6 protein-coding genes and 1 pseudogene are annotated in these 9,881 nt (G+C 74.2%); 4 read left to right on the top strand and 3 right to left on the bottom strand.

Features of this window, described 5'->3' with window-relative positions; all coding sequences use genetic code 11:
* Nucleotides 1-1,418, bottom strand: a 1,418-nt coding sequence (locus ACFRQN_RS37890) for a hypothetical protein (RefSeq protein WP_380745128.1), incomplete at its 3' end; no start/stop codon positions are given.
* Between the two features lie 233 nt (nt 1,419-1,651).
* The gene (locus tag ACFRQN_RS37885) at nt 1,652-3,118 is read right to left on the bottom strand and encodes an MFS transporter (RefSeq protein ID WP_380745126.1); all 1,467 of its coding nucleotides are present in this window, start codon (nt 3,116-3,118) and stop codon (nt 1,652-1,654) included.
* A 231-nt stretch (nt 3,119-3,349) separates the two neighbouring features.
* On the opposite strand from ACFRQN_RS37885, the gene ACFRQN_RS37880 reads away from it, so the two are divergent.
* Complete coding sequence (locus ACFRQN_RS37880) at nt 3,350-4,189, top strand: helix-turn-helix domain-containing protein (RefSeq protein ID WP_117485943.1); 840 nt, start codon at nt 3,350-3,352, stop codon at nt 4,187-4,189.
* A 114-nt stretch (nt 4,190-4,303) separates the two neighbouring features.
* Here the strand turns inward: ACFRQN_RS37880 and ACFRQN_RS37875 are convergent.
* Nucleotides 4,304-4,791: pseudogene (locus ACFRQN_RS37875) on the bottom strand (GNAT family N-acetyltransferase).
* 121 nt (nt 4,792-4,912) lie between these two features.
* Here ACFRQN_RS37875 and ACFRQN_RS37870 point away from each other — a divergent pair.
* The 3 genes from ACFRQN_RS37870 to car all read left to right on the top strand — a co-directional run bounded on the left by ACFRQN_RS37870 (nt 4,913) and on the right by car (nt 9,847).
* Nucleotides 4,913-5,431, top strand: coding sequence for a hypothetical protein (locus ACFRQN_RS37870; RefSeq protein WP_380745123.1), 519 nt, complete (start codon nt 4,913-4,915; stop codon nt 5,429-5,431).
* Between the two features lie 69 nt (nt 5,432-5,500).
* Nucleotides 5,501-6,211, top strand: a complete 711-nt coding sequence (locus tag ACFRQN_RS37865; protein WP_380745121.1) for a FadR/GntR family transcriptional regulator — start codon at nt 5,501-5,503, stop codon at nt 6,209-6,211.
* Between the two features lie 93 nt (nt 6,212-6,304).
* Entirely contained in the window at nt 6,305-9,847 is a 3,543-nt protein-coding gene (car, locus tag ACFRQN_RS37860; RefSeq protein ID WP_380745119.1) for a carboxylic acid reductase, read from the top strand.
* Nucleotides 9,848-9,881 lie beyond the last annotated feature (34 nt).

The following is a 9,881-nucleotide window of genomic DNA, read 5'->3' as shown; positions in this document are numbered from 1 at the left end:
CCCACCGAGACGAGCGGCCATTCGCGGTGGAAGGCGAGGAAGGGCAGGTCGGCCTCGAGGATCGGGGTGCCGAGGATGGCGAGCCGGGCCATCAGCGCCCCGTTGATGTCGAGTCCGCCGTAGAGGGCGGCCGTGCCGTTGACGGTCGGCGTGGTGCTGGTGCCGTCGAGGACGACGGAGCCGTTGACGGCGGCCCGCAGGTACGGCTCGATGGAGGCCTTCACGCCGACCGTGTCGTACAGGGCGATCGAGCCTTCGGCGAGCAGGCCGGCCTTCGCCGAGGCGGAGCCCCTCAGGTCGAGGCGCAGCGGGGAGACGGTGGAGTTCCCGGGGTCGGTGGTGGTGGTCCAGCCCGGGCCCTTGACGTAGTCGGAGTGGACGCCCCACTGGCCGTCGTACGCCTGCTCGGCGTCGAGGGTGACGGTGCCGTCGGCGCTGACGTCGGCGGAGAGGGTGAAGGCCAGGTTGATCACGACGGGCAGCGGGCCCACCATCACCACGGGGCTGGCGCTGTACGTGGCGAGCGGGATCCGGACCGGCCCGGTGCTCGCGGAGAGGTTCGCGCTGACCCGCCAGTCCGCGTGCGCGCCCAGGGTGAAGCCGACCCGGGCCTGCTGGGGGTCGATGAGGCCGAGGCCGCCCTGGTAGGAGAAGTCGATCGCCGGGTGGAGCGAGACCGAGCCGGACAGCTTCGCCGAACTGCCGTCGGGCAGCGGGACGGTGGCGTCGGCGCTCAGCCCCAGGCTGCCGGAGACCGAGCCCTGGCCGGAGGTCGCTCCGAAGTCGGTGACGACCTTGACGCCGCCGATCTGCGGGTGGACCTCGAAGCTGCTCGGGCTGACGGCGCTGCGCAGGTTGGTGCTGGTGCCGCCGAGCAGTTCGGGGAGGGTGGCCGGGCGGGTGGTGACGGCCACCTTCCCGTCGGCGGTCGACTGCACACCGGTGACGGCGACCAGCGCGCCGTGCGGGGCCGCCGGGGTGGGCGGGCTGTCGATCAGCTGCCCGGGCTGGACGGCGGACGCGGCGTCAGCGGCCGTGGCCTGGGCGGACAGCGACTGCGGACCGGCGGTGGCCGGTGCGAGCACGGCGGTGCCGCTGCCCGGGTCGAAGGAGGAGAGCGCGAGGACGGGAGCGGTGGTGGCGGTCGCCGGCGCGCTGCCCTGCGCCGGGGCCGCCACCGTGGCCGCGGCCGTGCCGGACGTCGGGGGCGCCAGCGTCGCCGACGTGCTCGGGTCGGCGGACGAGGCGGACGGGTCGGTCGGCGCGGTCGGCGCGGTGGTCGAGGGCGCGGTCGTCGAGGTGGTCACGGTGGTGCTCGCGGCGGCCGGTGAGGCCGCCGCCCCGGTGAGGGCGGCGCCGCAGAGGAGGAGCACGGTGGTTGTCGCCGCGGCTGACAGCGTCAGCTTGCGCACGGTCACGTGGAGGGTCCCTTCGGGGTCAACGGTGCTGGGGCAGTGGTGACTTGTGGCGGGACGCACAGCTCGGAGTCATCGCACGGACTCTCGAACCGCCGGGTAACATAACACTGACGGACAGCCCTGTTGACTGGTTCATGCAAATCCCGGGTCACGGCCACCGAGACTTCACCGCGCTGGGGCGGGGCCTTCCCCTCGGGTTCACCCGGCACTCGGCGCCCGGCACCGTGGCGCCGTCAGCCGCCCCGCCTGCCGAGACGGGCCGTGGCCGGGAGGCCGACGAGCAGCAGGAGTAGGGCCGCCGCCGCGTAGGCGAGGTGATGGCCGCCCAGGGACAGCTCGCCGTGGCCCGCCGCGCCGACGCTCTGGGCGATGCCGGCGAGGACGGTGGGGCCGATGCCGCTGCCGATCTGCAGGGCGGTGGCCGTGACCGCCGAGGCGGTGCCGTGGGCCTGGTCCGGCACCTCGCGCAGACCGGTGACGGTGATGGCGGGGAAGGCCAGGCCCTGCCCGATGCCGGTGACGACCAGGCCGGCCAGCACCGGCCCGAGGTACGGGCTGTGCTCCCCCGCCGCGCACCACAGCAGCACGCCGCCGGCGGTGAGCAGCAGGCCCGCGGCCAGCAGCGGGCGCGGTCCGCGGGTCCTCATCAGCCGCCCGGAGACCAGGGCGGCCGCGGCCACGGCCAGGCTGACGGGGAGGACCGCGAGGCCCGAGACGGCCGGCGGCATGCCGCGCACCTGCTGGAGGTAGAGCGGCAGCAGGAACAGCGACCCGGTGACGCAGAAGTAGAACGCGCCGGCCACCACCGCCGCGGTCCGCACGCCGGGCGTCCGCAGAAGGTCCCGGTCCAGCAGGACCGCGTCCCCGCCCCGGGTGCGCCCGCGGCGCCACCACAGCCAACCCCCGGCCACGGCGGCCGCCAGCAGCGCGCCCGCGAGCGGGCCGCCGCCGGGGCGGGAGGCCAGGTCCGCGCTGAAGACGGTCAGGGCGATCGCCGCCACCAGCGCCCCGGCCCCCGTCACGTCCAGGGAGCCCCGGCGGTGCCGCTCACCCGGTGGCAGCCACCGCACCGCGGCCACGGCGGTGACCGCCGCCGCCAGGGCCTGCAGCGCGAACACCCAGCGCCAGCCGAAGGCGCCGGTGACCACGCCGCCGAGGACCAGACCGGCCCCGTAGCAGCCCGCCTGCGCGGCGGAGAACACGCCCAGCGCGCGCGAACGCATCGGCCCGTCGGCATAGACCGAGGTCAGCAGGGCCGTGGCCGCCGGCATGGTGATCGCCGCCCCCGCGCCCTGCAGCACGCGCCCCACCACGACCGCCCAGAACGCGGGCGCCGCGAACCCCAGCGCGGCGCCCGCCGCAACCGTCACCAGGCCCCCGACCAGCACCCGCCGACGCCGCAGCCGGTCCGCCATCGCCCCGCCGCACAGCAGCAGCCCCGCGAACGCGAGCGCGTAGCCGGTCACCGCCCAGGACAGGTTCTGCGCCGAAGTGCCGAACCGCGCGCCCACCGAGGGCAGGGCGCTGTTGAGGACGGCGACACCACCGGCGTCCAGGCCCGCCGCCGCGCTCAGCACCGCCAGGGGCGCGTACCGGACGGACGGCGGGGCATCGGGCCCCGGGCCGGCGGACTCCGGTCCCCCGGGCCGTACGGGCATGGGCGGGGCAGGCGAGAACGGTTCGCCGGGACGTGCGGGCATGGACGGACTCCAAGGACGAAGGACGCGCACCGGGAACGACGGACGCGCGAACGCGCCGACACACCGGAACCGGCCCGTCGGCGACCAGGGCCACCCGCGTCGCGCGGCGCCCCCGGCAGCCACTCTGCGCCGCCGCGCGCACCGCGACGAGACACCGCCGCGGGCAGGCCCCGCCGGGGGTGGCCCTGACAGGGCTACCCCCCGCGCCGCCAGGCGACCGATACTCGCCGCATGGCACCATCAGCGGCACTCCCCGAACTGGCCCACTTCCTGCGCACCCGCCGGGCCCGACTGACCCCGGAGGCCGCCGGCCTGCCCCGCACCAGCACCCGGCGGCTGAACGGACTGCGCAGAGCCGAGGTCGCCACCCTGTCCGGCATCAGCCCCGAGTACTACACCCGGCTCGAACAGGGCCGTCAGCGCCGCCCCTCCCCCGAGGTCCTGGACGCCCTCGCCACCGCCCTGCAGCTCGACGCCGACGCCCGCCGCCACCTCCACCGCCTCGCCACCGGAAACCCCGTCCACCAGGCGGGCCCCGCCGCCGTGGCCCCGGACGTGCCGGAGGCGACCCTGCGGCTCCTCGCCTCGATCACCCCGTGGCCCGCCCATGTGGTCACCCCCATGCGCGACATCCTCGCCTGGAACGACGCCGAGGCCTGGCTGCTCCTCGACTACGCCGAACTCCGGCCCGAGCAGCGCAACTTCGCCTGGTTCGTCTTCTGCGACCCCCGGGCACCCCGGCTCCTCACCGACTGGGAGAAGACGGCACGCGGCAACGTCCACCGCCTGCGCCACGCCCTGGCCGCCGACCCCCACAACGAACGCGGCAACCGCCTCGTGGCCGAACTGACGGCGCGCAGCAGCCGGTTCGCCGCCTTCTGGGAGGAACACGACGTCCGCGGCCCGGCCACCGGCAGCCACGGCTTCCACCACCCCCGGGCCGGCCGGCTCGACCTGGACTACACCGCCTACGTCGTCCCCGGCACCCACAATCTCGAACTCGTCGTCCTGACCGCGGCCGAGGGCTCCCCCAGCCACCGCGCCCTGCGGCAGGCCGCGGCGGACCGCTGAACCGGCCCACGCCCGGAAACCGGTGGTGTCGGCAGGACGAGGGCGCGCCCGGCCGGCTCGTCGGGCGGGCCGACGGCCGACGGCCTGGGCCGGAGGGCCCGGGCCGTAGCGGTGTCAGGCCTTGCGGATCCGGTCGCCGATCTCCGGCCGCGCCTCGAACCCGGCCGCCCGGTACGTGGCGACGCCGCCGACGTTGGAGCTCGGTGTGCACACGCGAACGCTCGACGAGCCCAGCTCCCGCAGCGCGGCCGCCCCGGCGAGGGTGATCGCCCGGCCGTAGCCGCGACCGCGGTGGTCCTCGTGGACGCCCATCGGCTCGACCAGCCCCGGCCTCCCCGGGCCGGCCGACCAGACCGTCACCTGCGCGAGGTCGCGGAACAGCGGCGTCCACGGCTCGTCGACGCCCCAGCCCTCCTCGGTCAGCAGGTCGTGGAGCAGCAGGCCCGCACCACCGCGGCCGTCTCAGCTGTGCCGAACCGACAGTTCCAGCCGATGTCCCCCGCGTGCAGCTGCATCGGCGCTCCGTCGTCCTGCCACTCCCGCAGCGCGCCCATGGCTTCGCGCACCCCGCCCGCGGTCGGCGTTCCCAGCACAATCGTCATAGCCGGAATCTGACACCCCGCCCAGGACTTCCGCAACCCGTTTACCGGCCGGCCGGTAATTCTCCTGGTGGTTGTGAGCACTCGCGGGAGGTCGCATACTGACAACAAGGAAGTGGACACCATGAAGCTGCTGGCGGAAATCGACAGAATGGTCGCCACCGGAAAGGTGGTGACCTCAGCGAACGACGACGCCGTCGCGGACATCGTCCTCGCCACGATCACGAGTGGCACCACGGCCTCGTTCTACCTGACCCGCGCCCAGGCCGCGCTCGTCAAGGAGCGGTTCTGGACTCCGGAGCGGATCCGCCGCACAGGACTCCGTCCGATATCCCCCGAGGAAACCGAAAGGATCAGGGTGGAGCTGGGCGTCAGGGTGAAGAATTTCAGGTGCACCCCGATCACGTGCGGCTGCGGCCATGTCTACGACGCATTCGACTTCATTCAGCAGGGGATCCGCGAACACGGCCTCGACGTCGTCAATTCCGTATTCTCCCTGAAGGACTCGACTTTCCTCCAGGTCAATCCGTCCTTCGTCCCGATCTGCCCCGTGGACGACCGGAAGCTGAGCCGCACCCACAGCTCCGACGGCGGGATCGAGTACGACTGCGACGAGTACGGCGGGTGCTGCTACCAGGAGTGACGCTCCATGCCCGGGCCCCGGGCCGAAGAGACGATGTTCAAATGTCTGATGTTTGTATATGGTCCTCCCATGACACGCATCAGCGCACCGCGGCGCACGGCCAGCCTGTCCGCCCAGCTCGTGGAGAGCCTCCGCTCGCACATCGAGACGGGGGGCTGGCCGGTCGGGACGCGGATCCCGCCGGAGCAGGCCCTCGTCGAGGAGCTCGGGGTCGGGCGCAGCACGCTGCGGGAGGCGATCGGTGCGCTGGTGCACCTCGGCCTGCTGGAGCCCAGAGCCGGTGACGGCACCTATGTGCGCTCCTCCAGCGAGCTCCAGTCGGTGATGGTGCGGCGGGCGGGCTCCGCGAAGCGGGACGACGTGCTGGAGCTGCGGACCGTTCTGGAGGAGTACGCCTCGGGCGCCGCGGCCCTGCGCCGCAGCGAGGGGCAGGTGCGGCAGCTGCGGGAGCTGCTGGCCGACGCCGAGGCGGCCGCCGCCGGCGAGGACGCGTCCGCGGCCACGGACGTCGACGCGCTCTTCCACCGGTCCGTCGTCCGGGCGAGCGGGAACGCCCTGCTGATCGAGGTGTACGACTACCTCGGCACGGCGCTCACCTCGCACCTGGGGGGCCCGACCTGGAACGCCGCCCACGCCGAGGAGCACGGGGGCCTGCACCGGCGGCTCGTCGACGCGATCGAGACCCGGGACGAGGGCGGCGCCCGCGAGGCCGCCGCCGCGATCGTCCGGCTCACCCGCGACCACGAGATCGCCGACGCGCGTGCGGCCGAGGAGCGTTGAGCCCGCAGCCCTCCCGACTGATCCGATCACCCCGTACGAACGGCACCACCGTCCACCTGAACAGGATTTTCTCGGCCGCATAGGAGATCATTCGTGTCCCTCTCGCACCTCCCCGCCGACGAACTCGACGCGCGTACCGACCGACGAAGCGCCCACCTGTACGCGACCGACCCTCAGTTCCGTGACACCGCGCCCCTGGACGCCGTCACCGAGGCGATCCGCCGCCCCGACCTGCCGCTCGCCGAACTGGTGGCCACCGTGCTGGAGGCGTACGCCGACCGCCCCGCCCTGGGCGAGCGCGCCACCGAGCCGGTCACCGACCCGGAGACGGGCCGCACCACGCTGCGCCTCCTGCCGCGGTTCGACACGCTCACCTACGGCGAACTCCGGGAGCGGGTGGGCGCGGTGGCCTCCGAGTGGCGCCACCACCCCGAACATCCGCTGGGCCCCGGCGACTTCGTCGCCCTCCTCGGGCCCACGAGCGCCCAGTACGCCGTGGCGGACCTGGCCTGCGTCCGCTCCGGCGCGGTGTCCGTCCCGCTGCAGTCGGGGGCCTCGGCGGCGCACCTGGCCCCCGTCGTCGAGCAGGCCGGACCGCGCCTGCTCGTGGTGGACGTCGACCAGCTGGACGTCGCGCTCGAACTCGTGGCGAACGCCGCCTCGTTGGGCAGGATCGTGGTCATCGGCCACCGGCCCGAGGCCACCGCCCACCAGGAGGAGCTGGAGTCCGCGCGCACCCGGCTCGCGGCGCTGGGCCGCGGGGTGGCCCTGGACACGCTGGCGTCGACCGTCGAGCGGGGAAGGGCGCTGCCGCCGCTCCCCCGGGTCCCCGACGGGTCGGCGCCCGACACGCTGAGCTCGCTGATCTACACCTCGGGAAGCACCGGCACCCCCAAGGGGGCCGTGTACACCGAGCGTCTGGTCCGGAGCTTCTGGCTCGACTACGTGCCCGGCCGGCCGGTGCGGCCCGCCATCGTGCTCAACTTCCTGCCGTTGAGCCACGTGATGGGCAGGGGCGCGCTGTTCGGGACGCTCGCCAAGGGGGGCCTCGCCTGTTTCGCGGCGTCCAGTGACCTGTCGACGCTCCTCGAGGACCTCTCCCTGGTCCGTCCCACCGAGCTGCTCATGGTGCCCCGCATCTCCGACCTGCTCCTCCAGCACTACCGGGCGGAGCTGTCCCGCCGGGCCGGGACCGGCGGCGACGCGGCCGAGCAGGTGAGCGCCGGGCAGGTGATGGAGGAGCTGCGGGAGGAGGTCATGGGCGGCCGCCTCCTGTCGGCCGTCAGCGCCTCGGCCCCGCCGAGCGCCGAGACCACGGCCTTCGTCGAGGACTGCTTCCAGGTCAGGCTGATCGACGGCTACGGGTCGACGGAGGGCGGGGTCGTCTTCCTCGACGGCCGGGTGCAGCGCCCGCCGGTGACCGACCACAAGCTGGTCGACGTGCCCGAGCTGGGATACTTCGGCACCGACACGCCGTACCCCAGGGGCGAACTGCTGATCAGGTCCGAGCGGCTCGTCCCCGGGTACTTCCGGCGCCCGGACGCCACCTCCGAGGTCTTCGACGAGGACGGCTTCTACCACACGGGCGACATCATGGCCCGGCTCGGCCCCGACGAACTGCGGTACGTCGACCGCCGCTCCAACGTCATCAAGCTGTCCCAGGGCGAGTTCGTCGCCGTCTCCCGCCTGGAGGCGCTCTTCACCGGCAGCCCGGCCGTCCGGCAGGTCTTCCTGTACGGCAGCGGCGCCCGCGCCTACCTGCTCGCGGTCGTCGTGCCGACCCGGGACGCCCTCGACCGCGTCGACGGGGACGCCCGGCGCCTCAGGGCGGTCCTGCGGGAGTCCCTGCGGGAGATCGCCGCCGGGGCGGGGCTGAACTCCTACGAGATCCCCCGGGACCTGCTCGTCGAGACCGAGCCGTTCACCCAGGAGAACGGGCTGCTCTCCGGGGTGCGCAAGCCGTTGCGGCCGGCCCTGACGAAGCGGTACGGCGAGCGTCTCGAAGCGCTGTACACCGAGCTGTCCGACCGCGAGGCCGAGGAGCTCCGGACGCTGCGCCAGGCCGGCACCGACCAGCCGCCGCCGGCGACCGTGCTCCGGGCCGCGCAGGCGCTCCTGGGGCTGGACGAGGGTGTCGTGGAGCCCGACACGCGCTTCCTCGAACTCGGCGGCGACAGCCTCACGGCGCTGTCCTTCTCCCAGCTGATGAAGGAGATCTTCCACGTCGACGTCCCGGTCGACGTGATCGTCAACCCGGTCAACTCGCTGCGGCAGGTGGCCGATCACGTCGAGCGGGCGCTCGCGGCGGACCACCGCCGCCCCACCGCCGACAGCGTCCACGGCCCGGACGCGACGCGGCTCGACGCGGCCCAACTGCGGCTGGAGGCGTTCCTCGACCCGCGGACCGTCGAGCAGGCCGAAGGGCGGAGGCCGGCCGGGCCACTGCCCGAGGCCCGGACCGTCCTGCTGACCGGCGCCAACGGCTACCTGGGCCGCTTCCTGTGCCTCGAATGGCTGGAGCGCGTGGCGGAGCGCGGCGGCACGCTGGTGTGCGTGGTCCGCGGATCCTCCACCGAGGAGGCCCGGGCCCGGCTCGACGCGGCCTTCGACAGCGGCGACCCGGACCTCGTGGAGCGCTACCGCGCGGCCGCCGCCCGGCACCTCCAGGTGGTCGCCGGGGACATCGGGGAGCCGCGTCTCGGGCTCGACGAGGAGACCTGGCAGCGGCTGGCCGACACCGTGGACCTGATCGTCCACCCGGCGGCACAGGTCAACCACGTCCTGCCCTACGGCCAGCTGTTCGGCCCCAACGTGCTGGGAACGGCCGAGCTGATCAGGCTCGCGGTCACCTCCCGGACCAAGCGGTTCACCTACCTGTCGACGGTCGCCGTCGTCTTCGGGAACGCGGCGGCCGCCGACGAGTGGGCGGACATCCGCACCGCCGGCGGGGTACGTGACCTCGACGGTGACTACGCCGACGGCTACGCGGCCAGCAAGTGGGCCGGCGAGGTGCTGCTGCGCGAGGCCCACGAGAGGTTCGGCCTGCCGGTCGCCGTCTTCCGCTCGAACATGATCCTCGCGCACCCGCGCTACCGCGGTCAGCTCAACGTCCCGGACGTCTTCACCCGCCTCGTGCTGAGCCTGCTGGCGACGGGCGTCGCACCCGGCAGCTTCTACGCCCGGGGCACCGGCGACGGCCGCGCGCACTACGACGCGCTCCCGGTGGACTTCACCGCGCGGGCCGTCACCGCGCTCGGCGACGACGCACGGGAGGGCTACCGGACGTACAACGTGGTCAACCCGCACGACGACGGCATCTCGCTCGACACCGTCGTCGACTGGCTGACGGCGGCCGGACACCCGCTGACCCGCGTCCAGGACCACGCCGAGTGGATCGAACGCTTCGAGACCGCCCTGCACGGCCTGCCCGACCGCCGGCGGCAGCACTCGCTGCTCCCGCTGCTGCACGCCTTCGCCGAGCCGGCCCAGCCGGTCGCCGGATCCGCCCTGCCGGCGGACCGGTTCCGGGCGGCGGTCCGGGCCGCCGCGCTCGACGACGAGGGCGACATCCCCCGGCTGTCACCGGACCTGATCACCAAGTACGTGGCCGACCTCCGGGCGCACCGCCTGGTCTGACACCACCCCCGTGGCCGCCGCGGGGCCCATCGGC

The organism is Kitasatospora sp. NPDC056800 (genome assembly GCF_042789775.1).
Taxonomy (GTDB): domain Bacteria; phylum Actinomycetota; class Actinomycetes; order Streptomycetales; family Streptomycetaceae; genus Kitasatospora.
The sequence above is the reverse complement of the archived record's forward strand: the minus strand, read 5'-3'. Positions and strand labels throughout refer to the sequence as shown.

Bases quoted from the DNA above. Each gene is read 5' to 3' on its own strand.
- ACFRQN_RS37880 (WP_117485943.1), top strand. From the start codon at position 3,350: ATGGCACCATCAGCGGCACTCCCCGAACTGGCCCACTTCCTGCGCACC.
- ACFRQN_RS37870 (WP_380745123.1), top strand. From the start codon at position 4,913: ATGAAGCTGCTGGCGGAAATCGACAGAATGGTCGCCACCGGAAAGGTG.
- ACFRQN_RS37885 (WP_380745126.1), bottom strand. From the start codon at position 3,118: ATGCCCGCACGTCCCGGCGAACCGTTCTCGCCTGCCCCGCCCATGCCC.
- ACFRQN_RS37865 (WP_380745121.1), top strand. From the start codon at position 5,501: ATGACACGCATCAGCGCACCGCGGCGCACGGCCAGCCTGTCCGCCCAG.